1 protein-coding gene and 2 pseudogenes are annotated in these 1037 nt (G+C 28.0%); all 3 read left to right on the top strand.

Features of this window, described 5'->3' with window-relative positions:
- A pseudogene (locus tag KI369_RS28795) lies at nucleotides 1-130 on the top strand (spore coat protein); the annotation flags it as partial.
- A gap of 14 nt (nucleotides 131-144) precedes the next feature.
- Entirely contained in the window at nucleotides 145-597 is a 453-nt protein-coding gene (locus tag KI369_RS28790) for a spore coat protein (RefSeq protein ID WP_212959033.1), read from the top strand.
- Between the two features lie 370 nt (nucleotides 598-967).
- A pseudogene (locus KI369_RS28785) lies at nucleotides 968-1037 on the top strand (spore coat protein); the annotation flags it as partial.

The raw sequence follows: 1037 nt of genomic DNA, 5'->3' as shown, positions 1-1037 counted from the left end.
ACTCTCAGATATTTTTAATAGGCATGGGATAAATGAAGAAAAACTAAAAAATTTATCGCCAGAAAAAAAGCAGCAAATTAAAAGTATTGTTTCTGAAATACAATCACAAGTTAATAATTATTTAGATTGAAAGGGGGTGAACGTATGGACAAAACATGTCATTCAGATGAAAATAAAAAATGGAGTGCATTAGATTCCTCAAATCCTCATCCATCTTTTAAAAATGCTAGTGTTTCAGAAGCAGCTGCGCAAGAAAGTAAAACTTACCAAATTTCTGAAGAATCAATTACAATTGTTGATTCAGCAGATGTAGAAGTTACTACTACAGATACAAAAGCTGCGTTATCTATTCAAGCAGCATTACAAGCAGCTATCGTGGTTATAATAAGTATTTCTATAGCAGATAGTGAAAAAGCTGATCGTGTAGCACAAGAATTGTTTCAAAAATCATCTATTAAACAAATTAATAGACAAAAAACATTTATTAAAAATTCCAGAAACGTAACCGTAACAACTACGGATACAGATATTGCAGTGAATATTCAAATTCTCCTTCAAATTTTATTAGCTTTATTAGTTAAACTAAACATTTTATAAAGTATCTGTTCCATTGATATTTAGCTATAAGGTTTCACACTAAGTAAATGTTTTTTGTTGTAACATATGGTACAAGCTTGGACTTCTTATTATGACTGAATGAATACTCAAGATAAATGAAAAAGCAAGTGTGGAAAACTACAAATAAAGTTGAAATACATTATTTAACAGTAAATGAAACTTATATTTATGTGAAGTGAAGGAAAGAAAGCTGACTTCTTATTAGAAGCCAGCTTTTTGAAGTTATTAGTAAAAAGAAGTGGAAAATAGAAGATTAAGTTACTTGTCCAAGCAATTTTTATTTCATTACATATAATGCTCGTAGATATTTAAAATTTTTATAGAAAATTGATTGGAGTGAATATTGTAAATGGATGATTTAAACAAATTTTCTTCCTTTAAGTTTGATAAGGATCAAAAGAATATAATTATAGACCTTT

Origin of the sequence: Bacillus sanguinis (genome assembly GCF_018332475.1) — a bacterium.
GTDB lineage: Bacteria > Bacillota > Bacilli > Bacillales > Bacillaceae_G > Bacillus_A > Bacillus_A sanguinis.
Note: the sequence above shows the minus strand (reverse complement) of the source record. Positions and strands in the feature narration are given on the sequence as shown.